Below are 25030 nucleotides of genomic sequence, written 5' to 3'. Positions count from 1 at the left end.
TTCCACCTCCATTCGGAGTAAACTTACTGGATAACTTTACTTATAATTAGAACATCGACGATTTGGCCTTCCGTCATATGTTTATTCATAGCAGTCTTTATATCACTTTCTAACTCCGATAAATTTTCTTGAAAGTCTTTTGCTGTTAAGTCAACTGATAATTTTATAAATTCATTTTTTACTTGGAATTCTCTTTTTTCAATTTCTCCTAAAGCAGCTTTACTATTTGTAATGAATTGAAATTGAATGAGAACGAAATTACCATCATTTAGATCAGTTCTTATTTCTTCGGTTGTATAAGAGTATTTCACCATATCATCAATCGACATAGCTTCTCCGTCATTAGATGTGTTATTTAGCAGAAAATATAATGTTACAGCCCCTGCTATGGTAATAATTAATAGAACCACAACTAAAATTTTTATTAATTTAGGATTCATTGCCTTTTTCACCCACTTCTCTTTGAAGTTGATAGAGACCTATTTGCTTATAAAACTCTCTTACCATTTCCTTCACTTCTTCTTCTGATTCTTTCACAAACATTTTTTTCTGATTGGTCAAAGTGATCGTTGTATCTGGAAAAGATTCAATACGTTCTATGTATATAGCGTTAATTGTAATCGTGTCACCTTTTAATTTCGTTAGTGTAATCATAGATTTAGAGAGTTAAGGATAAGAGCCTTAACTCTCTTCCTCCCTTTTTATCGTTTTAAGTTCACAAGTTCCTGTAAAATTTCATCAGATGTTGTAATAATTCTAGTATTTGCTTGAAAAGCACGTTGGGCTGTAATCATTTCAGTAAACTCTTCCGATAGGTCCACATTTGACATTTCTAATGCACCAGAGACAATCGATGCTGTACCTTCCGTTTCTGGTACATATAGAAATGTACCATCGTCTTCTTCCATTCTTCCGGCGTTGACAGAATCTTGAAACATATTTGATCCAACCTTGTTTAAACCACCAGGATTTGAAAATTTGGCAAGCAAAATTTGACCTGCTTCTTCTGTCTCACCGTTCTCAATATAATTTACTATTCCATTACCTTGTATACTAAAGCTTTGTGCCGTATCTGGTATGCGAATTCTTGTATTTCCGTCTATTGGATTTCCATCAGGATCTATTCCGCCTTGTCCTAACAAATATTCACCATTTGCATTCACAATATATCCTTCATCATCCAAATATAAATTACCTGCTCTTGAATAAGAGATATCCATTTGCTCCGTTTCAGCGCCGTCGATATTTTCACCAGTTGCGAAAACAAACATGCCATCTCCTTCTAACTGGAGATCTAAAGGACGTTCTGTTGTTTGACGGTTCCCCTGTGTATGTACATTATCAATAGATCCTAGTTGAGAACCTGTACCCACTTGTGCAGGGTTGACACCACCTCTTATATCTGTTGGCGCGCTAGCTCCGGTAACCGTTTGACTCATCATATCCTGAAACGTTGTACGACCTTTTTTAAAACCAGACGTATTAACGTTTGCTATATTGTTCCCTATTACATCTAATTTTGTTTGAAAACTCTTCATCCCTGAAATACCCGCATACATTGAACGTAACATTTAATCAACTTCCCTTCTGATTTTTTTCATTAAGCTACCGCTGTCGGTTGGTAGCTTCTGAGCTTCCCTAGTGGGTCCAGCCTAATCTATTAATATGGTTCCATTAATATTGGTGAAAATTTTACTGCTAAGTTCGCTTTTATCTAATGCAGTAATCACTTTTTTATTTTCCGCATTAACGATAAATGCTGCATTATTCATAATAACTAGTGACTCTTTTACGCCTTTATTTTTGGCTTGATCTAGTTTCTCATTCATCTTGTTCCAGTCAGCATCACTCAATACAATATTTCGCTGAGTCATTCTGTCGCTAGCATGTTTACTTAATTCAATTTCTTGTTGATATTTTAGGACATCTGAAAAATTACTAGCTTTTTTCTGCTGAACTGTATTTTTATTGGGAACAAGTGGATGATGATAAGCATGAATCCGGTTATCCATTTTACCCCTCCTTTATTCCGCGGAAGGATCATTGATTCTGAGCACCTCATCGGTATATATTTTGGTTCCGTTATCTAATTCTATTACGCCATAACCTTCCTGTTGGGAGATTGCCTTAACTTCACTACTGACTACCTCTTTTGGCTCTGCTACTTTACCTGTTTCTTCATCTACTCGGTAATAACTAACTTCTTTACCTATTAAATGGCTATATTGTATAACAGGGGATACCGATTGATTCTTTACTAACGAATCAATAGAATTAGACATGTTCATCATTTGTTCTAATGATGAGAAAGTTGTCATTTGTGAGATAAACTCTTTATCCTCCATCGGATTTAATGGGTCCTGATTTTGCAACTGTGTCATTAAAATCTTTAAAAATTCTTCTTTCCCTAAATTATTATTAGCCTCTCTTGTTTGGTTTTGGTTAGATATATAATAAGATGGATCAATAGAAGTCACTGTTTATCACCTACACTTTCGCATCCATCAACAGATCATGGAAACTTTGATTTTGATCATGATTAGATTCTTTCTCTTCATGATCGTTCTGCTGTTCTTGCTGTTCTTCTTCCTGAGAATTCAGATTGTCATCCGTTAGTTCCTCTTGACTAATCTGAGAATAGTTTTCTTGTTTTTCAATTACTACTTGCTGCGGTGAGAACATATGGCGAAGCTGTTTTATGTTCCCCTCTAACAGTTCCTTGGTACCTTGTGTACTAGCAATCATTTTAACTGTCATTTCACCATTGATTTGAGTTAGTTTAACTGTAACATCTCCTAAATGTTCTGGTTGAAGTCGTATCATTAACTGATTAGCCCCACTTGATAGTTTCATGAAATTGCTTTTTTGCATTACTTGCTGAAATTGATCAATAAGTTGTTTTTGAACTAATTGTTGATCACTGTTCGTGTGAGACAAATGAATCACATATTGCTGTATTTTCGATTGAACTTGTTGATTACCACTATCATTTCTTACTACTTGCACTTGATCAAGTTTACTAGCAGCTTCTAATCTATCCATTGCACTATCTATCCATCGCTTCACATCTTGCTGTGTAACTTTCTGGATACTTCCATAATGTTGTTGCATTGATTCACGGCTATTAAAGTTTGATAATAGCTTCGACCATATTTCATTACTCTTTTCATTGGTAGTTTCCGATAAGAGATTTTGTGCTGCATTCAATGTCTGATTATTCATTTGTGACCATTGTTTCAACCATTGTAAGATTTGTTTATAATCACGATTGCTAATAGTTTGATTTTGAATTTGCTGTAATATTTTTTTAGTTTGTTCGACCAATGATTTGGCATTTTCATCTAAAACAGCTTCCGTGCTAAGATTTTTTTGGACTAGATTATTTTTTACTAGATACTCATCACTAAAATTAATACTATTTGATTGGCCTACAGGTACTTCTTGTTGACTTTGACCAATGTTATTGATTTTTTCTAAAAAATTCTTGATTAGATCAACTAACCCTTCTTGATCTTTTGTCTCTACCTGTTCAGCTAATAATTCTACCTGATCTTCATCAAGCTGCTCCGTGATAAATGTCATTAATTCTTCTGACGATAGTGATTGTCCGTTATCCTTTAACTTACTGTTAATGGTGTCAATTATTTCAATTAATCCATTCAACTGTTCTTCTGATAAACTTTCCAATGACTCGCGTATCAATGCTTTATCTGTTAGCTTTCCTAAGTTTGTATCACTAATAGAATCTGTTTGATTTGCTTGTTGTCTATAGTTGGTCAAATTAAGTGACATGAGATCAGAGAAAGCATTCCCCTCCGCTTTACCTCTTATCGTTTTAAGCGAGGAAATTGCTGAGCTATTTGATAACATTTCAGGCGCTACTATCATTTTTTCACCCCCTTTCAAATATTAGATCATACATTATTCATTCACTAGTAAATCTGAATATTCTGCTGCTATTTCCGGATCCATCTCACCTAAGATTTCTCCTCTAACTTCTGAATCTAATTGACGTAATAACGGAACAGCGATATCAGTCTCCATCGTTTCCATAATAGGCGCTGCCGTCTTTGGTTTCATTGCCGCAAAAGAAGCAGCAAGCTCATCAAATGCATCTAAATTTTCTGTATTGCTATCCTGAGCATCTTCTAATTCTACAAGTTCTGAAGACAAATCAGATATTTCTTCTTCCAAGTCAGAAATGGTTCCATCTTTTGTTTGAGCTTCATACTGTAAAGCATCGATTTCTTCTTGAAGGATTTCAATTTGTTGATCCTTCTCTGCTAACTGATTAGCATGTAATTCTTCCTGGTCCGTTGTAACTTGCTCATCTATAAATGGAACCTTATTTAATGTTTCTTTTGTATATTTACCAACATCCACGCCCATGAAGTATAGGATGATTACGGCAATCAGTAATGCAAAAATTAACGGTACAAGTATAACTATTAACCATTGAAAAATATTCGGTTTTTTTTCTTGATTTTTCTTTGGATTGGTTGCCATTTCTTCACCTATCCTTACTTTTCTAGATACTTGCGAATGGAAACTTCATCCATTAGCATTAAGTTTTTTTTGTCTTCCAATTGTTTAAACTGCTGTTCTTTTTTGTCGATAATTTTCTCTATTTTTTTCACTTCGATATAATGCTCGGTTACATACTCTTGTACTTGATCCATATACTTTCTTGCTGCATCCACTTTTTTTTGAACATTTATTATGGTTGGCATAAGAAAATCTAAATATTGATGATATGATTTGATTGTTTCAATTTGGGACTTGTCTGATAATGACAGCTTATAGCTTTCTTCAATCTTTTCCTTCTTTTTCAGCAAATCATATAAGTGACTGGCATGCTTTTCAAATTCCGCTGCGGCTTCTTGAAATTTAAGTTGGGCGTCTTTTTTTTCATTCTCTCTTATCATTCTGATCTTTTCATACCCATGTAGTTGATTCATCATCAGGAACTACTCCTTTTTGCCAGTTCTTGTAATTGTTGAAGGGCTGTTTTTTCATCAGCGTTGTCATTCATATCTTGCTTTAAGATATTTAAAATTCCTGGTTGAAGTTGAATCGCTTGGTCAACGGAATTATTAGACCCTCTCTTATATGCCCCTATTTGAATTAATTCCTCATTATCATTATAGGTTGCTAGAATAGAACGAATTTTCTGTGCTAATTCCAGCCTTTCTTTTGAAACAATCTCAGGCATTACCCTGCTTACAGACTGTAAAACATTGATTGCTGGGAATTGTCCTTTTTCTGCTAATTTACGATCCAAAATATAGTGACCATCCAAGATACCTCTGGTTGTATCGGCTATCGGTTCATTAAAGTCATCACCATCCACAAGAACGGTATAAAAAGCTGTGATTGAACCAGTTTTACTAGTACCTGTCCGTTCTAACAGGGATGGCAACATCGCAAAAACAGATGGAGTATACCCTTTTGTTGTTGGTGGTTCTCCGATGGCAAGCCCTATTTCACGTTGTGCCATTGCTACCCTCGTAACAGAATCCATCATCAAATTCACATCATATCCCAGATCCCGAAAGTACTCGCTAATTGCTGTTGCTGTATAAGCACCTTTAATTCGCATTAAAGCAGACTGATCAGAGGTGGCAACCACTACAATTGACTTCTTTAAACCTTCTGGTCCTAGCTCGCGTTCAATAAATTCTTTCACTTCTCGCCCACGCTCTCCAATCAGAGCAATGACATTGATGTCAGCATTACTATTACGAGCGATCATACCTAACAGGGTACTTTTACCTACACCACTCCCTGCGAAAATTCCAATTCTTTGCCCTTTTCCAACCGTTAACACCGTATCAATTGCCTTCACACCAATTTTGATTGGTTCAGTAATCCTAGGTCTTTCGATCGGATTAGGTGGCGCTTGCTCTGTTGGATACTCTTGTAAACCTTTAGGTAAATGAGAACCATCTAGTAAATTACCTGTCGAATCTATAACCTTTCCTATTAATGCTCTACCGACTTTAATTTGCAGTGCATTTTTGCTAGCCTCTACTAAACAACCTGCCGCAATATTATGCAGTGTTGAATAAGGCATTAAAAGGACTTTCTTTTCGTAAAAACCAATTACTTCTGCCATTATTTTTTCGTTCTTTTTTTTCGTGTGAATATAGCAGACTTCACCAATACGCGCTTCAGGTCCTCTTGCTTCAATTAATAACCCAATCACACGGTCTACTTTTCCATATCGTTTATAGGCATCTAGATCATGAATTTCATTCAGTATCATTTGTGTTTTCACGCATGATCTCCTCCACTACATGAAAAAGTCTCGTTCTAATCTCTTCTAATTGACTGTCAACAGAAGCATCAATTCTACCAGACGGTGTTTCAATCATAATTTGTTCTCCTTGTAACTCCATCGACGGATATATCCTAAATTCAATATCATCATGAATGATCGAACTTAACTCATCCTTATTTTCTATAAGGAACGGATAATAATTACTGGAAACAAATAATTTAATACTTGACTGGTCTTCCACTTGTTCTATCAAAGATTGCGCAATTCCAACAAATTTCGCATGATCTTGTTGAATGGACTGTTTCAATACTTTTTCAGCTACGGCCATAGCAATTTGTAAAACTGTTTCATCACTCTCTGCTATAATTTTGTGATATTCCTGTTTGGCCGTCCTCAATACCTCTCTAGCTTCTTCCACTTTCTTCTGAAATAGTTGTGTACTATCTTCTTGTCCTTGCTTAAAACCTTGTTGATACCCTTCTTGTTGGGCCTGTTCAATATAGTGTGCTTTTTCTTTCTCCCATTCTTGTCGCCATTGATTAATTTCCGATTGTACTTCTTCTTTCCTTTGTTCTGTTTTGTTTAATGTTTCTTTGTATTGCTGCTCTGCATCCTCTATTTGCTGATAGATACTATCTATCCTCTCTTTAGCGTCTTGTTCAGAGGAATGTTGATTTGTCTTCGGTATCTCTATTTTTCGTAATTGGATTTGCCTAGGTGGTAAAGAGCGATTAGACAATAATATCATCTCCTCCACCTCTGGCAATGACAATTTCGCCCACTTCTTCTAATCTTCTTATTACAGATACAATACGTGACTGCGCTTCTTCTACATCACGCAAACGAACAGGACCCATAAATTCCATTTCCTCTTTGAATGTTTCTGCCATTCTTGTAGACATATTATTAAAGACGATTTCTTTCACTTCATCACTTGCCACTTTTAGAGACAAGCGTAAGTCATCATTTTCAACTTCACGAATAACGCGTTGGATAGCTCGATTATCAAGGGTAACGATATCTTCAAATACAAACATTCTTTTCTTGATTTCTTCTGCTAATTCAGGATCGTCAATTTCAAGTGTATCTAAAATAGTTCTTTCCGTACTTCTATCTACCCCATTTAAAACTTCTACAACTGCCTGAATACCTCCGGTCTGTGTATAATCTTGTGAGACAGTAGTTGATAGTTTTCGTTCGAGAATCTGTTCAACCTCGGAAATGATTTCAGGTGATGTAGAGTCCATAACTGCAATCCGTTTCGCGATATCTGCTTGCATTTCTTGTGGTAATTCTGACAATATTTGGGCAGATTGTTCAGAATCCAGATAAGATAATACAAGTGCAATTGTCTGAGGATGCTCATTTTGAATAAAGTTAATAATTTGATTAGGTTCAGCCTTCCTTGCGAAGTCAAAAGGTTTTACTTGTAATGAGGAAGTTAGTCTGTTTAAAATATCTCCTGCTTTTTCCTCACCTAATGCTTTTTCAAGGACTGTTTTTGCGTAACTAATCCCACCTTGTGAAATATAATCTTGAGCCATCGCAATTTCATGGAATTGCTCCAAAATCTCATCCTTTTGTGTACCATCTACTTTTTTAACTGATGAAATTTCAAGCGTTAGTTTTTCAATCTCTTCTGGTGTTAAATGCTTATACACTTGGGCAGAAACATCTGGACCTAGTGAGATTAATAAAATAGCAGCTTTTTGTTTTCCGGTCAGTTGTTGTCTTTTTGCCATGATTATTAACCTCCTTTAATCCTCTGTAATCCAGCTTCTTAATAATTTCGCAAATTCCTCTGGTTTCTCCTGAGCGTATTGCTCTAATTGTTTTCGCCTCATCGATGAATCTGAATCATCAGTATGAGTAATTGGCGGAACTTCCCGTTCTTGAATTTCTGAAGTTTCCACCTCTTCAACAACTTGCTCTGCTTCTGAACGTCTTCTTAACATCCATATCAAAACAATAATAGCTAATAGTAATAGGCCTCCTACTATGTATACCCAAGCTGGAATAGCTGGACTAACTGTTGGATTAGCTAAAGTATCCGTTCCTTCGAATGGTTGGAATACAATCGATACTTTTTCTTCCGGTACTATTTCACCGTATGATTTATCAATAGAAGTAGAGATAATAGAGTTAAGAATAGAGTCAACGCTTTCCTCTACAGCCAATTGTTCCTGGGCAGTCAGTTGTTCAATTTCTCCATCTTCTATTACTCTCGTATTATCAATTGCTACTTGTATACCTAAATCTCTGATTTTATATGGACTTTCCACAATATCTCTTTGAATACGATTAAATTCATTATTAACGGATTCTTTGACAAGCTCGTAATCTCCTACATTACCTTCCAAACCTGCAGGATAGTTGGCAATCTCACCTTCTTCAACTCCGACTGCTCCATCTTCGGGTTGAGCACCTGTAAATGATTCCGTAATCGTTTCAATACTGACTGGTAAAGTGTCATTATCTTCATCAACCGGCTCGACAAGCTGTTCCACTCGTTGTTCTTGTGTAAAATCGATGTCAGCAGTTGCGGAAATAGCTACTTTATTCATTCCTATCATGGAACCTAACATTTTTTGTACATTTCTCTCGATGTCTTTTTCAATATCGCCTTTAATTTGTTGTTGTGAAGTGTATGTATCACCACTCCCTAAAGAATCTTGATTATTTAAGTCAAAATACTCAAAATGTTGGTTCATAATGACGATATTATCAGTAGAAAGATTAGGAATTGATTTTGAAACAAGGTGATACAGAGCATTCACATTGCTTGGTTCAAATTGATATCCTGGTACAGTTTGAATGACTATAGATGCTGATGACGGTTGTTGTTGGTCACTAATAAAAACCGGTTCCTCTGGTATATTAAGATTTACTTCAGCTCCATTAATCCCGTCTATTTGCGCAATTAAATTTGCTAATTCCGTTTGCATTGCATCTAATTTCATTACTTCAAATTCATTATCAGTTACTCCCCATGAGCTATTCTCAGCAAAAAAAGAATAGTCAATACTACCACTATCAGGTACACCTTGTGCAGCAAGATCTACCAACAGTGAATCTGCCATTGCTTCCGGTACTTTGACACCTGTACCACCGTCTGTTATTTCATATGCAACACTACGGGCATCTAATTCCTCTGTAATTTGACCTACTTCTTGAATTGACAAGTCATTATACAGTGCGACCATATCACTTTTGGCGGATGTCATTACTGTGACTAGGATGATGACAGCTAATAATGCTCCAATTCCACCGAAAAGTAACCCTTTTTGCTTTTTCGACATCGATGTGTAATAGCTAGTTACTCTATCCTTGTATAGTTTTAATTTTTCGTTCATTTTGTGCCCCCAAAAATCATTACTTGCTTACAACTATCAATGTATTAAACTTGCAATCTCATTACTTCGTTGTATGCATCCACCATTTTTTTCTGAACCTCTACACCGGTTTGCAGCGTAATACTTGCTTTTTGTGCTGTTATCATGACATCGTGTAAGTCATCAATTTCACCCTTGGCAAGTGCTTCTGTTTTTTGATCTGACTCGTTCTGTGATTTATTCATACTTTCAATAGCTTGCTTAAAGCTATCGGCAAATTGTTGTTGAGATTCACCTACTGTCTGCTTTTTATTTATGGTTTGAATCGAATTTGGCTGCATATTTTCTAGCGAATAAATATTCATTAAGTATCCACACCTTTATTATGTATTATTTGCCTATTTCCAAGGCTTTCATTAGCATTGTTTTCGAAGCATTTAATGAGGTAACATTCGCTTCATAAGACCTTGTTGCACTCATCATATCAACCATTTCTTTTAATGGATCTACATTAGGCATTTCTACATAACCATCCTCATTTGCATCTGGATGATTAGGATTATAAACTAGCTTGAACGGTTCTTCGTCTTCTGAGATCTGTGATACTTTGACTCCATTTCCAGTGCTTTCCTCTCTCTGAGTAGTTCGACTGAGGATAGATGAAAAACTTTGATCTTTAGGACTGAAGACCGTCATCTTTCTCCGGTAAGGTTCATATTCTCCTTCTGCATTTACTGTCGCTCTTGTTGTATCTGCATTTGCAATATTGGAAGAGATCGTATCCATTCTCAGACGTTGAGCGGTCAAACCACTTCCGCTAGTATTGATAGCATTAAATATCGACATCATTAACTACCTCCTCTGATGACACTTTGTAAGCTATTAAACTTTCCATTCATACGATCTACTAATCCTTGATAGTAAATTTGATTTTTCGCTAATTCTGTCATTTCTTTATCGATATCCACGTTGTTTCCGTTATGGTTGTACATTGTACTACGGTCTGTTGTAATATTTATATTCGACCCATCAGATGAGAATGGAATATGTCGTTCATTGGTTCTAGTTGCTTGAAATTGATTTGATAATTCATTTTTCAATACATCATTAAATTGAACTTTTTTCGCTTTGTAATTGGATGTGTCTGCATTTGATATATTATGTGCTATCGTTTTATTTTTTACAGAAGCATACTGAAGCGAATTTTCCAAAGTCTGAATAGTCCCTCCAAATAAAGACATAAAAAAATCCCTCACTTTTTTTTAAAAAAACCGTCATAAAAATCATTCATCTATCGAATATTGTAAAGTAAATGATCTACACTGTCTATGACTAATCGTCATATTCTGACTAAAGTAGTGTATTTTTTTGCAAAAATAGGACTTTATGCTTAATTTTTTGGTGGTGAATTTGTAATTCTTTGTTTTTTTATGTCGGATTAAACCATAAGACTTGATTCATAATTCATGCTAAATGGTGCAAAAATAAAAAAACAGACAAAACTCGCCCAACAACTATCAAATTCCTCTATTAATTAAAACTACGAACTTATGTATATTTTCAAGGTTAGACCTTCTTAGATGCTTACCATAGAGAGTAATCCTCATGAGTGTTATTTCGCAATTATGTATTCTGAGAGCCATTTTGTTCTTTGGTTATTTAGAAAAAAACGCAAAAAAAGATCTCCTCATTATTTTGAGGAGATCTTTTTTTAGATGTGATGGTGTTTTAGTTCATTTAAAAATTTGTCGTTTAATACTTTGATATATGTTCCTTTCATTCCTAATGATCTGGATTCAATGACACCAGCACTTTCTAATTTTCTAAGTGCATTTACGATAACAGAACGAGTAATTCCAACCCGATCAGCTATTTTACTTGCTACTAGTAATCCTTCATTTCCATCCAACTCTTCAAAAATATGTTCAATTGCTTCCAGTTCACTGTATGATAAAGAGCTTATAGCCATTTGTACTACTGCTTTACTTCGAGCCTCTTCTTCGATTTCTTCCGTTTTTTCATGTAAAATTTCCATTCCAACTACGGTCGCACCATATTCTGCCAACACTAGATCACTGTCATCAAAACTATCTGATAAGCGACTTAATATAAGTGTCCCTAGTCGCTGCCCACCACCAATGATGGGCACAATAGTTGTTAAACCATGCTTAAACAACTCACGATTTTCTACTGGAAAAGCCGTATATTCGCTATCGATATCAATATTTGTTGTTGTAGTGGAAATATTAAATAAATTATCTGTATATGTTTCAGGAAATTGCCTTTCTTCCAGCATTTTTTTCATTCGCTCGTTTTCAATCTGTTGGTTAATAGCAAATCCTAATAATTTACCTTTTCGACTAACAATAAATATATTTGCTCCGATCACATCTCTTAACGTCTTTGACATATCTGAGAAATCAACTGATTTACCCTTCGTTTTTTGGAGCATGGCATTAATTTCCCTTGTTTTTTCTAATAATTGCATATTTTTCACCATCCATATTATAAAATAAATTGACTTAAATCTTTGTTCGTTGCAATTGTTTTTAACTTTTCATTCACATAGTTTTCTGTTATTTCAATATTTCCAATCCCGATATCAGACGCCTCAAAAGATAATTCTTCCAATAATTTTTCCAAAATAGTGTGTAATCTTCTTGCCCCAATATTATCCGTATCTTGATTTACTTCAAAAGCTATTTCTGCTAAACGATTAATTGCTTCCTCCGTATATGAAATGGTTATTCCTTCTGTTTCTAACAATGCTTTATATTGCTTTAATAGTGCATTAGAGGGCTCTGAAAGAATTCGTTTGAAATCTGCCACTGTTAGTTTTTCAAATTCGACACGGATTGGAAAACGTCCTTGCAACTCTGGAATAAGATCAGAAGGCTTCGCCATATGAAAAGCTCCTGCAGCTATAAATAACATATGGTCTGTCTTAACTGAACCATATTTCGTAACTATCGAAGACCCTTCTACAATCGGTAATATATCACGCTGTACACCCTCTCGTGATACATTTGCCGATTGTTCTTGTTTTACAGCAATCTTATCCATTTCGTCTATAAAAATAATTCCCGTTTGCTCTGCTTTTTCAATTGCTTGTTGCTTCACATCATCCATATCAATCAGCTTTTGAGCTTCCTGATGTGTTAAAACTTTTCTAGCATCTTTTACTGTTAAGCTTCGTTTCTTTTTCTTTTTGGGAAATAGCTGTCCAAATGCATCTTGCATATTCATTCCCATTTGTTCCATTCCCGAACCTTGTAACATGTCAAACATATTCGGCGCTTGTTCCTCAACATCGATGGTTACAGTACGATCTTCTAATTCACCAAGTTCTAATAATTTTTTAGTTTGTTGTCTTTGTTGTTTAATATCTTCTTTTTCTTGTGAATCATTCGTATCTTCTTCATTGCTTTGCTGTTGATTAGGGTTTAAGAAAATATCGAATGGATTTTTTGTCGAAGTAGTTTTCTTTTTAGCAGGTACCAGAATTTCTACTAGTCGCTTATTGGCTAATTTCGCTGCTTTTTCTTGTACACCTTCCATCGCTTCTTCTTTAACCATTCTTACCGCTGTTTCCACTAAGTCACGAACCATTGATTCCACATCGCGGCCTACGTAGCCTACTTCTGTATACTTGGTAGCTTCCACTTTTATAAAAGGAGCACCAACTAATTTAGCTAATCGTCTGGCTACTTCTGTTTTACCAACACCAGTTGGACCTATCATTAATATATTTTTAGGAACGATCTCGTTTTTTAGATCTTCAGGTAATTGCATTCTTCGGTAACGATTTCTTAAAGCAACTGCCACCGCTTTTTTGGCATCCTCTTGTCCAATTATGTACTCATTTAATCTTTCAACAATTTGTTTTGGCGTTAAATTGATAGACACGAGCATCACCCATCCTTTCTTATTCGAGTTCTTCTAAAACTAGCTGGTTATTTGTGAAAACACAAATTTCCCCTGCAATTTCAAGAGATGCTTTTGCAATTTCTTTCGCTTCCATATCTGAAGCATGTTTTTTTAATGCTCTTCCTGCACTTAAGGCATAGTGACCACCCGAACCGATTGCAAGAATACCATCATCAGGCTCTATCACTTCACCAGTTCCTGACACTAATAATATTTCTTTTTTATCCATTACGATTAACATCGCTTCCAGCTTACGCAAATATTTATCACTCCGCCAGTCTTTTGCTAGCTCAACAGCAGCTCTTGATAAGTTTCCATCAAAAGTTTCAAGCTTTGTTTCAAAACTTTCAAAGAGAGTAAATGCATCTGCTACTGAACCTGCAAAACCTGCTAAAACTTGATCACGAAATAGCCTTCTTACTTTTTTTGCTGTATGTTTCATCACCACTTGATTTCCAAATGTCACCTGTCCGTCGCCACACATTGCAGATTTTCCATTGTGCTGGATGGCAAATATGGTGGTCGCATGAAATGTGTCCATTCCAATTCCTCCTATCGTTTCGCTCTCGGATGAGCTGTTTTATAAACATTTCTTAATCGATCTTTTGTAACATGTGTATAAATTTGAGTGGACGATAAATGAGAATGCCCAAGTAATTCTTGCACTGCTCTTAAATCTGCTCCGTTATCCAGCAAATGCGTAGCAAAGCTATGTCGTAATTTATGCGGATGAATATGTAACGTTATTGCTGCTTCTTCTACCAATTTGTTAATGATTAATCTTATCCCTCTTGCTGTCAACGGGTTCCCTCTTGCATTAAGAAATAAAAAGTTTTGCGGTTGGCTTTTTTCAGTAATTAATAATGGTCGACTTTCCTTAATATAAAGTTGTAAAGCCTGATTAGCGTAATCACCAAAAGGAACATACCTTTCCTTGTTGCCTTTTCCTGTCACTAAGATGGTTTGAAGGTCAAAATCAATTCTGTCTAATGTCAGTTGAACACATTCACTAACACGAACTCCAGTACCATATAAAACTTCCAATATAGCAATATTTCGTTTGCCAAGCATAGTACTTTGATCAATCGATTCCAAAAGCATTTTCATTTCTTCTTGATAGACAAAATCAGGGATGGTATGAGCTGTTTTAGGTAAATGTAAATGAACAAAGGGATTCTCTAATACCATTTGTTCTCTCAGCAGAAACTTGTAAAATGATCTTAATGTAGATATGTGGCGATTAATCGACCTTTTGGATAAATCTTTATCATATAGGGTTGTTAAGTAAGTTCGAATAATACTGTAATCTACATCATTTAAAGACTGAAGATTTTCAGATGTTAAAAATTCAAAAAAATTAGCAATATCCTTTTCATATGATTGAATGGTTAGTTTGGATGCATTTTTTTCAATTTGTAAGTAATCTAAATATGCTAGCCAATATTTAAAAAAGTTCATAAGTCACCTCTAAATGCGTTAAAATATTAACACAATAGGTTAAAGTCTGCAATTAAATTTACAAAATTGTCATTACTTTCTCCATTATTACATTGTTTCCCTTTTCATTAGTACTTTAAACAAAAAGTACTATTTATCAATTTTAATTATCGATTCAATGTAACATATCTGTGTTATGTTTATATTAACATTCTTAAAACTTTTTAAAAACGTATAACGAACCAGTAGATAACAACTGCGAACTAATAAAAAATCAGAATTGCTCTTTTCCATTCTGATTAAAGGTAAGTGCTATGATACGTTTCGGCAGGATACTTCGCTTTCCACGGGCACGGCCTCAGCCAGGGAACTACTTGAATGGACTTCTTTGCTCCCTTACACCGTGGAAGCCTGCTACGAAGCGTTACTAGAAGACGCAGGTGCATCACGGGGTCTTCGGACATGTGCTGGTCCCGTAGGAGTCTGCGTATCTTGCCTCCACTGGTAGTGTAGCACTGATTATTTTGAGGATAGAACTCATGGAATTTTATTCTTAGGATTTTCTGTTACTTTATCAGAACACTATTCTGAGCTGCGGGAAAATGCGACACTCCTGGGGGAACAGCGCGAGCTGAAGAGCCCGCAGGCAGCGGTTTTCTGCTGAGAAGCTGAAGTCGTGCCCCCGGAAAGGGAGTATTTTTCCGCAGCGACGAACTTACACTCCACTCCAAAAGAATGGAAGAAAGCAAATTCACATGACTGTTACTTCGCAGTTTATGTATTTTGTGTACAATTTAATATCTTTCTACAAAGAAGAGTTTTTCTTTATTTTAAAAAAAGATGATTCCAATACGTTTGTCGGAATCACCTTTATAAGTTATACATTTCTCAAAGCTGGCTCTCTATAAAGAACATTTTAGTAATTTTTAACCTTGAGCTTCTTCTTTATAATCACATGATGCACATTGAACTTGTACTTTCTTCTTTGATTTCTTCTCGACTAACATCTTGTTGCACTTCGGACAACTTCTTCCCACTGGCTTATCCCAAGAAATAAACTCACAATCAGGATAATTGTCACAACCATAGAATGTTCTTCGTTTCTTTGTTTTTCTTTCTACGATATTACCATCTTTACAATTCGGACATTTAACTCCGATTTCTTTTAAGATTGGTTTCGTATTTCGACAGTCAGGAAAATTAGAACATGCTAAAAATTTACCATAGCGGCCCATTTTATAAACCATTTCATGACCACATTTTTCACAGTCAATGCCAGCCGGTTCATCACGAATTTCAACTTTCTCCATTTCCTTTTCTGCTTTTTGCAATTGTTTCTCAAACCCTGAGTAAAATTGGTCAATAATTTTTACCCATTCTGTTTTTCCCTCTTCGACAGCATCTAAATCACCTTCCATTTTTGCCGTAAAGGTGACATCAATAATTTCAGGGAAAAATTCCTCTGTTAACTTGATAACAATTTCTCCTAACTCCGTCGGGACAAACCGGCGATTATCAAGAGCAACATAACCACGTCTTTGAATGGTATCTAATGTAGGAGCATACGTTGATGGTCTACCGATCCCTTTTTCCTCCATTGTTTTTACTAACCTTGCTTCTGTATACCTTGGAGGTGGTTGTGTAAAGTGTTGATTCGGTGTGATTTTTTCAGCTTTTACGGTTTCGCCCTCTGTTAAATCAGGTAACCATTTATCTTTTTGCTTTTTCTGATCATCAGAACCCTCGATATACACTTCCATAAAACCTTTAAATTTAATCTTGGAACCTGTGGCTCTGAACTCCACACCTTGATTTGTTAAATGAACAGTCATCGTATCCATAACAGCCGGTGCCATTTGGCTGGCAATAAATCGTTCCCAAATTAACTTATATAATCTAAATTGGTCCCTAGATAAGACTGCTTTTAGTGATTGAGGATCTCTTAGTGCACTTGTTGGTCGAATTGCTTCGTGTGCATCTTGTGCGCCTTCAGCATTTTTAGATTTTCTCGTGAAATCAGTAAATTCTTTTCCATACTTATTTTCGATATACTGTCGAGCTTGAGTTTTTGCGGTATCCGATATTCTTGTTGAGTCCGTACGCATATACGTTATAAGACCGTTAATACCGCCTTCGCGTTTACCAAGATCTATACCTTCATATAATTGTTGTGCTACCATCATCGTTTTTCTGGCTCTGAAATTAAGCTTTCTTGCTGCTTCTTGTTGTAAAGAAGACGTTGTGAAAGCTGGTGATGGATTACGCTTTCTTTCTCGTTTAGCAACTTTTTCTACTAAAAAATCATTTCCTTTTAACTTAGATAATATGTTTTCTACATCGTTCTTGGAATGAAGTTCTTTTTTCTTACCATCTATTCCATAAAAAGCACCATCAAATGATTGTTTACCTTTATTAAAAATCGATTCAATGCTCCAATACTCTTCTGGTTTAAAGTTTTTAATTTCGTTTTCGCGGTCAATAATCATTTTAACCGCAACAGATTGGACACGTCCGGCACTAAGACCTTTCTTGACTTTTTGCCATAGCAGTGGACTGATATTATAACCAACTAATCGATCTAAAATTCTTCGCGCTTGTTGTGCATCAACTAAATCCATATTTATTGTTCTCGGATGTTTAAAAGAATCTTTAACAGCATCTTTGGTAATTTCATTAAAAACGACCCGGCATTCAGAATCCAAATCAATATTTAAACTATGTGCCAAGTGCCATGCTATTGCTTCCCCTTCACGGTCAGGGTCGGCTGCGAGAAAGATTTTATCCGCTTTTTTAGCGGCGGTTTTCAATTCTTTTAATACAGGGCCTTTTCCACGAATGGTTATATATTTGGGCTCGTAGTCATTTTCAACATCCACACCAGTTTGACTTTTAGGAAGATCCCTTACGTGCCCCATTGATGCTTTCACTTTATATTTTTTCCCTAAATATCTTTCAATAGTTTTTGCTTTTGCTGGTGATTCAACAATTACTAGATATTGTGCCATATTACTTACACCCTCCCAAGAGGCAAAATCATTTCGTATTAATTTCATATTATAAATGTTTGCTGTTAGATATGATAAATCTTCCCTATTATTAAATACTTTGTTAGTGTTTGTCAAACAAAGCAATAAGAAATTTGCATAAAATTCATTTATTTTCCTTCTATAGTTCACCTACTCAAATGAAATTCTTCTAAAATATCATTACTATTTTGAACCAATTTCGCCCCATCTTTAATCAGCTGATTACATCCTGAGCTTGTTTCGGCAAGCACTGATCCTGGGACTGCAAAAACTTCTTTTCCTTGCTCTAAAGCCTGATCAACAGTGATTAGAGTACCGCTTTTTTCTTTCGCTTCTATAACAAGTGTTCCGAAACTTAGCCCACTAATAATTCTATTTCTCTCTGGGAAGTGATATTTTCTTGGAGGTTGATCTGGAGGATATTCAGATATAATTAAATCTTGTTCAATTAATTGTGTATATAAAGATAGATGTTGCTTTGGATATACATGTTCGAAACCACTACCAAGTACAGCGATTGTTGGACTTTGATGTTGCAATGCTAACTGATGGGCAAATCCATCGATGCCGATTGCCATCCCGCTCGTAATAAGTATACCATATTTAAATAATGGAGTGAGAATATTAGTCATGATGGACCTTGCGAATTTTGAAGGATATCTTGTACCTACTACACTGAGGTTGGGTGAGTGTGAAAGTAACTTTGGATTACCGTGGAGGTATAAAACTAATGGAGGATCTGGAATGTCTCTTAAACTTACAGGGTAATTTTGACTTAATATGGTTAATACCTGATATGTCTCTGCGTATCGTACTATTCTTTGTTTTAGTGACTTATTCTGCAATTGTTCTACAATGGAAAAGGCTTTTTTGTCATTAATTTGTAATTTTTCTTTCCATTGTTGTATATCCCATTGATACAACTGTTCAAACTCTGGGTCCTCATTCATAACTTTCTTTATAAAATTACGATTTGTTCCAATAATATAATGCAAATGAATTAATCGCCATTCATTTTTTTCCATTCATATATACACCTCTCTTTGTATAGAAATAAGCTGAGAAGACTCAGCTTATTTCAGAATATTTAGTGTGTTTTACATTTATCATATAGATCTTTATCTTTTAATACATTAATTAACGTCTCACCCATAACAGAAGGTGTTTCAGCTACTTTTATTCCACAGGCATTCATTGTTTTAATTTTTTCTTCAGCAGTACCTTTTCCACCTGAAATAATCGCTCCAGCGTGTCCCATACGTTTCCCTGGAGGGGCAGTAGCACCACCAATAAAGCCAACTACTGGTTTTTTCATGTTTGCCTTAACCCATTCAGCCGCTTCTTCTTCTGCCGTACCACCAATCTCACCGATCATCATAACCGCTTCAGTTTCAGGGTCTTCATTAAAGGCTTTAAGCGCATCAATAAAGTCAGTACCGTTTACGGGGTCCCCACCGATACCCACTGCTGTCGACTGACCAAAACCATTTTCAGATAATTGATGAACCGCTTCATATGTTAAGGTTCCAGAACGAGAAACAACCCCGATATGACCTTTCTTATGAATATATCCTGGCATAATTCCAATTTTACATTCTTCTGGTGTAATGACACCTGGGCAGTTTGGCCCTACTAATCTCGTTTTCTTACCTTCCATGTAACGTTTTACTTTGACCATATCCATCACAGGAATATGCTCTGTAATACAAATTACAAGGTCTAATTCAGCATCTACTGCTTCTATAATGGCATCTGCAGCAAATGGAGCTGGTACATAAATAACCGAAGCATTTGCACCTGTTTCATTTACAGCTTCTGCAACTGTATTAAATACAGGTACCCCTTCAACTTCCGTACCGCCTTTTTTGGGTGTTACCCCACCGACAATTTTAGTCCCATATTCTAGCATCTGTTTTGTATGGAAAAGTGCTGTTGAACCAGTTATACCTTGAACAAGCACTTTGGTATTTTTATTAACAAAAACACTCATGTAAATGGATCCTCCTTTTTCCCTTAGAGATAAATTTATGCTTCATTAACAAGTGCAACAATTTTCTCTGCACCGTCTGCCATTGATTCAGCTGGTGTAATATTCAAACCAGAGTCAGCTAAAATTTTCTTACCAGCATCTACGTTTGTACCTTCAAGACGAACTACTAAAGGAATAGTTAAACCAACTTCCTTCGTTGCTTGGACGACACCTTCTGCAATAACATCACATTTCATAATTCCACCGAAAATGTTTACAAAAATACCTTTTACATTGTCATCCGACAGAATGATCTTGAATGCTTCCGTTACTTTCTCTGCAGTTGCTCCGCCCCCAACATCTAGGAAGTTAGCCGGATCTCCACTATAATGCTTGATAATGTCCATCGTTGCCATCGCAAGACCTGCACCGTTTACCATACAGCCAATATTACCATCCAGCGCGATATAACTTAGGTCATACTTGGATGCTTCGATTTCTTTTTCGTCTTCTTCCTCTAAATCACGATACTCGACAATATCTTTTTGACGAAACAGGGCATTATCATCAAAGTTAAGTTTCGCATCTAATGCTAAAACGTTCCCGTCGCCTGTCGTAACAAGCGGGTTAATTTCTGCAATGGAGCAATCTTTTTCGACAAACACTTGATATAACCCCATCATGAATTTAACTGCTTTCGACAAGTATTCTGCTGGAATATTAAGATTAAAAGCAAGACGTCTTGCTTGATATGGTAATAAACCAGTAACTGGATCGATCACTTCTTTAAAGATTTTTTCAGGTGTCTTTTCTGCTACTTCTTCGATTTCTGTACCGCCTTCTTCAGACGCCATCATTGTAACACGTGATGTAGCACGGTCTAGTACAAGGCCGACATAGTATTCTTTTTGGATGTCGCAACCTTCTTCAATCAGTAAACGCTTTACTTCTTTGCCCTCTGGGCCAGTTTGATGTGTTACTAATGTTTTTCCTAAAATTTCATCAGCATATGTACGGACTTCATCGATATTTTTAGCTACTTTCACACCACCTGCTTTTCCTCTTCCCCCAGCGTGAATTTGAGCCTTTACCACCGATACCGCTGAACCTAATTGTTCTGCAGCTTCAACAGCTTCATCTACTGTATAGGCTACTTTTCCGTTAGGTACAGCAACACCGTAACTACGCAAAATCTCTTTGCCTTGATACTCGTGAATATTCATCTTTCATCCTCCCATCAATTAATCACTGCATTCTCATTGTATAAAAAAGTGTATTCAATTGTCTAGGAAAGACTATGCATATTTCGAGCTTTTTTTCTAAATAGAGGATAGATGCATTATTTCTTAGCTGCTTTTTGGTCTACTTGATAAATATAAGCAAACACTTCTGCCACTACCTGGTATAACTCCTCTGGTATCTGTTCATTTATATTTAATTCAGATAATAATTCTACAAGAGACGGATCAGATTGAATCGGGATTTTGTTTTGCTTTGCTCTCTCGACAATTTCTTCTGCTACATAGCCTTTACCGGTCGCGGTTACTTTTGGGGCAACATCCGTTTCCGTATCATACTGTAAGGCTGCTGCTCGTTTTCGATATCGTTCCTGCTCTGTCATATCCGGAAGTCAATCCCTTCTCTTTTCATAGGTTTATATGCTGTATGACCACTATTCATTGCGTGCTTTTCTTTATCTGATAAGGTTTTTTGTGTGACAGAAGATAATTGATAATTTAAATCAGACAGTTTCTCTTTTAACAGTGGCGTGAAACTATCCATTATTGATTTTATATCTTGTTGATCATTGTAGACCGAAATATGCACGATTCTTTTTTGAATCGACATAGTAATCATAGTCTCGCCTAATGTGTGCAAATCAAGATGAAACAAGACCCGGCAAAATGCTGGATCAATCTCTTCACTATTTTGACGTTTTTTCCCTTCAAATTGCATGCGAATGTCCTTAGCTAACCCAAACCGCTCTCCTGGAATTTGGAAACTTTGTTGGGTAATCGCTTGTTCATTCTGTACCATATTTAATTGCATACCTGTTAAACTTTGAATTAAACGTTGCATCTGATTATTTGCTGTATCTGGGTTTTGTTGATTTGCTAATAACAAGGTTTGCTTTAATGAATATTCCATTTCTCTTGTTTGAATACTTGTTTGTTCACCCTGATGGGTCGCTTGATGGACCATTTGCAAGAACTGTTCTTTATTTACAATTTGGGCACTTGCTTCTAATGATAGTTGCACTTGCCGAACTAGAGATTGTTCAGATTGAGGTATTTGCTGTAAATTGATTCGCTGGATCATGTCTACTACATGTTGATTTTGTGCTGTTGTCGGTTGCGATTGTGCGATCCATTGTTGCATTACTTGCCGGTCCTGTTGCGTCATTCCAGTCATCATTGATTGTAATAACTGACTAGTACTATGTGTAGTTACATTTGAACGGATAGCTTGTGCTAATTGTGCTTCATCTTGAATTCCACTAGTTTGGGCAAAATGCTTTATCATATGCAAAAATTGATCTTTAACAGGTAGCGACGAAAGACTTGTTGCATTCACATGTAATAATAAGGATCGAACAAGGTTTTGATCAGGTTGTGACAATTGTTGTACATTCATCTGTTGTAAAATCGAAAAAACTTGTCGTTCTTGGTTCCCATTTGTTTGTGATGATTGCTGTAACCACTGTTGAACCATTTGCTGGTCTTGTCTTGACATTGCTTGCACTATTTTTTGAAAAAAGGGTTGTTGTTGCACAACATTTTTAAATGTATTAGTTACCGACCCTTGCTCAATTATTTGACCAAAACGTTGTAAGAATGTTTGAAACGCTTGTCGTGCCCCCTGCTGGAACGGAGATTGTTGCTTTAGTAATTGATTAAGTTGTTGTGTGAAATCCTGTGTTTGATTATTCGTTAAGCGACCTCCATTTGTTAATTGTTGTAAAGAAGACAGCTGGTCAGGTATCGCCTTTGACAATACTTGTTCTAGTGCGGACTGATTTGTATGCACAAACTGTTGTAACATCGAATGAGCTTGTGATGGTGATGCAGAACTAAACAGGGAAAGTTGTTGCTGTAATTGTGATATTAATGTTAATGTATTACTTTGATTAAATTGTGCTAAGTGCTGTTGTAGTTGTTTAATTTGCGTACCTAATTGTGATGATTGAATTGCCTGTAAACTTCGAAATACTTGTTCTGTTAACGGAAAATTTTGTTTTGTCATTGCCGCTAGTAATTCCCGATTGGTACTATTCCCGCCAAATTGCTCAAGGAGTTTAGCTAATGCTTGTCCATCTTTATAGGTGAACGGTATATTTTGGCTAACAAGTTGTTGAATGAAAGTTTTTAATTGTCGATTATTGGTTAATCCGAGTTGTTGCATTATTTGGTCACTTACTGGCCTATTATTTTGAAGAGGTGAGTCACTAATTTTTTTTAGCCGTATCACATCACCAACAGAAGTTACCTGAAAAAGGTAATTCTGCTTGGAGGAAAGTGCTGTTTCCAACTGGGCCACCACTTGTGAACCACCTAGTTGGATTGCTGCTCTTTGGTTAGGATATAATTCAAGTACTTTTCCTGTCAGCATTTGCCCGGGTTTTAGAGCATTTTGTGTGACATTCATACCTGGATTTTCAGAACGTGATACGTTTGAAAAAGAAGGGATGTTTCGCATATGGCTACCTCCTCTCTACGAATAGGATTTTAGAAAGCTTTTCCGGTGATAAGGTGTTAAGCCATGGCCATTTATTGCATCTAAATGCTGTTTGGTTCCATATCCACTGTTTTGATCAAAAGCGTATAAAGGATACTGTTGATGTAACTTTTCCATCATATCATCACGCGTTACCTTGGCAATAATACTTGCAGCCGCAATCGAAATACTTTTTTGATCTCCTTTTATGATTGAATCATAAGGCATTTCCAATTGCTTCAGGTTCACTGCGTCTATGAGCACATGCTCTACTTGATTTAATTTCCTTAACGCTTGATACATCGCCTTTTTGGATGCTTGTAAAATATTGATCTGGTCAATTTCATCAGCATCCACTATGCCTACAGCATAATCAATCGCATATTTTGTGATGTATTGATAAAATAATTCTCGTTTTTTCTTTGATAATTTTTTTGAATCATTTATTCCTAACAATTGAAAATCACCTGGTAAAACAACTGCTGCCGCTACAACAGGTCCTGCTAGTGGCCCTCTCCCGACCTCGTCTACACCTGCAATATATGTAATGCCTTTATTCCTTAACTTCTTCTCGTTTTGACTCATCGTTTCAAATAGATCTTGTTGAGCTTGAGCTTCTTGTTGTCTTTTTTCATACTGTTTCAATAAAGTTTGAACACCTTTTCGCTGATCTTGGTACAATACACGCAACACCTCTTCAGTAGGCTGTTCTTCTGTTAAATATTGTTTAATTTCGTTAATCATCCATTTTTCTTTCATCTCAATAAACCTCGTTTCCTAATTTATCGGCAATTTTTCAAAAAAATAAAGAAATTAAAATTACTTCTTTAATCTGATAATTAAATAAAAACCTCACCAAATTCGCAGTAGATAAAAACTACGAACCACTGAAAATTCTCGTTAGTTTGGCTTTCTTCCATTCTTTTGAAGTGGTGTGTCGGAAACGCTCCGGCAGAATACTACGCTTTCCATGGGCACGGCCTCAGTCTCCTCAGAAAGCAAAGTGCGCTTTCCTGCGGGGTCTTCGGACGCGTGCTGTTCCCATAGGAGTCTCCGTATTCTGCCTCCGCTGGTTCTAATGTTCTGATTGTTAAAAGAAGAAAATCTTTGGATATATGAGCAAGGGACTTCTTCTCACTATTCAAAAACACTAGTCAAAGCTGCGGAAAAATGCGACACTCCTGGGGGAATAGCGCGAGCTGAAGATCCACTTGGTGATGCGGTTTTCATCACCAAGTTAGCTAAAAACCGCCCCCGGAAAGGGAGTATTTTTCCGCAGCGACGGTCAATCACTCCTCAAAATGCAGTATGGAAGAAAGTAAATCTAACTTCGTAGTTTATGTTT

The 25030-nt window shown here is 36.2% G+C and carries 26 protein-coding genes; all 26 read right to left on the bottom strand.

Annotated features, from left to right (window positions below; translation table 11 throughout):
• Positions 1-23: 23 nt before the first annotated feature.
• The gene (locus GI584_RS11100; RefSeq protein WP_153791273.1) at positions 24-440 is read right to left on the bottom strand and encodes a flagellar basal body-associated FliL family protein; all 417 of its coding nucleotides are present in this window, start codon (positions 438-440) and stop codon (positions 24-26) included.
• Positions 430-654: a flagellar FlbD family protein gene (locus GI584_RS11095; RefSeq protein ID WP_100360617.1), complete on the bottom strand. Its 225-nt coding sequence runs from the start codon at positions 652-654 to the stop codon at positions 430-432. The genes GI584_RS11100 and GI584_RS11095 overlap by 11 nt, the downstream gene beginning before the upstream one ends.
• Positions 655-701: 47 nt before the next feature.
• Positions 702-1571, bottom strand: coding sequence for a flagellar basal body rod protein FlgG (flgG, locus tag GI584_RS11090; RefSeq protein ID WP_100360618.1), 870 nt, complete (start codon positions 1569-1571; stop codon positions 702-704).
• 81 nt (positions 1572-1652) lie between these two features.
• Entirely contained in the window at positions 1653-2012 is a 360-nt protein-coding gene (locus tag GI584_RS11085) for a TIGR02530 family flagellar biosynthesis protein (protein WP_153791272.1), read from the bottom strand.
• A gap of 12 nt (positions 2013-2024) precedes the next feature.
• The gene (gene flgD / locus GI584_RS11080; protein ID WP_153791271.1) at positions 2025-2477 is read right to left on the bottom strand and encodes a flagellar hook assembly protein FlgD; all 453 of its coding nucleotides are present in this window, start codon (positions 2475-2477) and stop codon (positions 2025-2027) included.
• Between the two features lie 10 nt (positions 2478-2487).
• Entirely contained in the window at positions 2488-3888 is a 1401-nt protein-coding gene (locus GI584_RS11075) for a flagellar hook-length control protein FliK (RefSeq protein WP_153791270.1), read from the bottom strand.
• 33 nt (positions 3889-3921) lie between these two features.
• Positions 3922-4506, bottom strand: coding sequence for a MotE family protein (locus tag GI584_RS11070; RefSeq protein ID WP_153791269.1), 585 nt, complete (start codon positions 4504-4506; stop codon positions 3922-3924).
• A gap of 14 nt (positions 4507-4520) precedes the next feature.
• Positions 4521-4961: a flagellar export protein FliJ gene (gene fliJ, locus GI584_RS11065; protein WP_153791268.1), complete on the bottom strand. Its 441-nt coding sequence runs from the start codon at positions 4959-4961 to the stop codon at positions 4521-4523.
• Positions 4961-6277 carry a flagellar protein export ATPase FliI gene (gene fliI / locus GI584_RS11060; RefSeq protein WP_100360624.1) on the bottom strand — a complete coding sequence of 439 codons (1317 nt, stop codon included), beginning with the start codon at positions 6275-6277 and terminating at the stop codon, positions 4961-4963. Before fliI ends, fliJ begins: the two co-directional genes overlap by 1 nt.
• Positions 6252-7019: a flagellar assembly protein FliH gene (fliH, locus tag GI584_RS11055; RefSeq protein WP_194842182.1), complete on the bottom strand. Its 768-nt coding sequence runs from the start codon at positions 7017-7019 to the stop codon at positions 6252-6254. The genes fliI and fliH overlap by 26 nt, the downstream gene beginning before the upstream one ends.
• On the bottom strand, positions 7012-8022 hold the full coding sequence (gene fliG / locus GI584_RS11050) for a flagellar motor switch protein FliG (RefSeq protein ID WP_100360626.1): 1011 nt from the start codon (positions 8020-8022) through the stop codon (positions 7012-7014). The genes fliH and fliG overlap by 8 nt, the downstream gene beginning before the upstream one ends.
• A 15-nt stretch (positions 8023-8037) precedes the next feature.
• On the bottom strand, positions 8038-9633 hold the full coding sequence (fliF, locus tag GI584_RS11045) for a flagellar basal-body MS-ring/collar protein FliF (protein WP_153791266.1): 1596 nt from the start codon (positions 9631-9633) through the stop codon (positions 8038-8040).
• Between the two features lie 44 nt (positions 9634-9677).
• On the bottom strand, positions 9678-9977 hold the full coding sequence (gene fliE / locus GI584_RS11040) for a flagellar hook-basal body complex protein FliE (protein ID WP_153791265.1): 300 nt from the start codon (positions 9975-9977) through the stop codon (positions 9678-9680).
• 25 nt (positions 9978-10002) lie between these two features.
• On the bottom strand, positions 10003-10458 hold the full coding sequence (flgC, locus tag GI584_RS11035; RefSeq protein ID WP_100362492.1) for a flagellar basal body rod protein FlgC: 456 nt from the start codon (positions 10456-10458) through the stop codon (positions 10003-10005).
• 2 nt (positions 10459-10460) lie between these two features.
• Positions 10461-10853, bottom strand: a complete 393-nt coding sequence (flgB, locus tag GI584_RS11030) for a flagellar basal body rod protein FlgB (protein ID WP_153791264.1) — start codon at positions 10851-10853, stop codon at positions 10461-10463.
• Between the two features lie 470 nt (positions 10854-11323).
• Positions 11324-12100, bottom strand: coding sequence for a GTP-sensing pleiotropic transcriptional regulator CodY (gene codY / locus GI584_RS11025; RefSeq protein WP_100360630.1), 777 nt, complete (start codon positions 12098-12100; stop codon positions 11324-11326).
• Between the two features lie 17 nt (positions 12101-12117).
• Entirely contained in the window at positions 12118-13524 is a 1407-nt protein-coding gene (gene hslU / locus GI584_RS11020; RefSeq protein WP_228552392.1) for an ATP-dependent protease ATPase subunit HslU, read from the bottom strand.
• 13 nt (positions 13525-13537) lie between these two features.
• On the bottom strand, positions 13538-14080 hold the full coding sequence (hslV, locus tag GI584_RS11015) for an ATP-dependent protease subunit HslV (protein WP_153791263.1): 543 nt from the start codon (positions 14078-14080) through the stop codon (positions 13538-13540).
• Between the two features lie 11 nt (positions 14081-14091).
• The gene (gene xerC, locus GI584_RS11010; RefSeq protein ID WP_153791262.1) at positions 14092-14997 is read right to left on the bottom strand and encodes a tyrosine recombinase XerC; all 906 of its coding nucleotides are present in this window, start codon (positions 14995-14997) and stop codon (positions 14092-14094) included.
• Positions 14998-15902: 905 nt separating this feature from the next.
• Complete coding sequence (topA, locus tag GI584_RS11005; protein WP_153791261.1) at positions 15903-17981, bottom strand: type I DNA topoisomerase; 2079 nt, start codon at positions 17979-17981, stop codon at positions 15903-15905.
• A 167-nt stretch (positions 17982-18148) separates the two neighbouring features.
• Positions 18149-19027: a DNA-processing protein DprA gene (dprA, locus tag GI584_RS11000; RefSeq protein ID WP_153791260.1), complete on the bottom strand. Its 879-nt coding sequence runs from the start codon at positions 19025-19027 to the stop codon at positions 18149-18151.
• Between the two features lie 62 nt (positions 19028-19089).
• Entirely contained in the window at positions 19090-19992 is a 903-nt protein-coding gene (gene sucD, locus GI584_RS10995; RefSeq protein WP_153791259.1) for a succinate--CoA ligase subunit alpha, read from the bottom strand.
• A 35-nt stretch (positions 19993-20027) separates the two neighbouring features.
• Complete coding sequence (gene sucC / locus GI584_RS10990; RefSeq protein ID WP_100360638.1) at positions 20028-21194, bottom strand: ADP-forming succinate--CoA ligase subunit beta; 1167 nt, start codon at positions 21192-21194, stop codon at positions 20028-20030.
• A gap of 116 nt (positions 21195-21310) precedes the next feature.
• On the bottom strand, positions 21311-21592 hold the full coding sequence (locus GI584_RS10985) for an EscU/YscU/HrcU family type III secretion system export apparatus switch protein (protein WP_153791258.1): 282 nt from the start codon (positions 21590-21592) through the stop codon (positions 21311-21313).
• The gene (locus GI584_RS10980; RefSeq protein ID WP_153791257.1) at positions 21589-23667 is read right to left on the bottom strand and encodes a hypothetical protein; all 2079 of its coding nucleotides are present in this window, start codon (positions 23665-23667) and stop codon (positions 21589-21591) included. Before GI584_RS10980 ends, GI584_RS10985 begins: the two co-directional genes overlap by 4 nt.
• Before the next feature lie 15 nt (positions 23668-23682).
• Positions 23683-24444: a ribonuclease HII gene (locus GI584_RS10975; protein ID WP_153791256.1), complete on the bottom strand. Its 762-nt coding sequence runs from the start codon at positions 24442-24444 to the stop codon at positions 23683-23685.
• Between the last annotated feature and the right edge of the window lie 586 nt (positions 24445-25030).

Origin of the sequence: Gracilibacillus salitolerans (assembly GCF_009650095.1) — a bacterium.
GTDB classification, from domain to species: Bacteria; Bacillota; Bacilli; order Bacillales; family Amphibacillaceae; genus Gracilibacillus; species Gracilibacillus salitolerans.
Note: the sequence above shows the minus strand (reverse complement) of the source record. Positions and strands in the feature narration are given on the sequence as shown.